General features: G+C 46.7%; 1 pseudogene. It reads right to left on the bottom strand.

Features of this window, described 5'->3' with window-relative positions:
- A pseudogene (locus ACSLUH_RS19700) lies at positions 1-255 on the bottom strand (carboxypeptidase-like regulatory domain-containing protein); the annotation flags it as partial.

The following is a 255-nucleotide window of genomic DNA, read 5'->3' as shown; positions in this document are numbered from 1 at the left end:
CTGCAAAAAGGGCTTGTAATTCACTCTCACTCAATGCTTCAATTGCAGCGTTTGCTTGCTCTTCATCAAGTGCTAAGTCTAAAACACTGTCAACACCGTCAGGGAGTGTCGCATTTTCATCATCAACAATGCTTTTGATCGCAGCAGCCAGTTCTAATAACGCTTGACCGTCAAGGTTAGCTTCAAGTTGGTTAAGTTCAGCTTGATTTGTGGCGGGCTGGCCTTCGTTAGCTCGCGTGGCAAGGGCATAAGCAG

The sequence above is a fragment of the Thalassotalea ganghwensis genome (genome assembly GCF_053485795.1).
The sequence above is the reverse complement of the archived record's forward strand: the minus strand, read 5'-3'. Positions and strand labels throughout refer to the sequence as shown.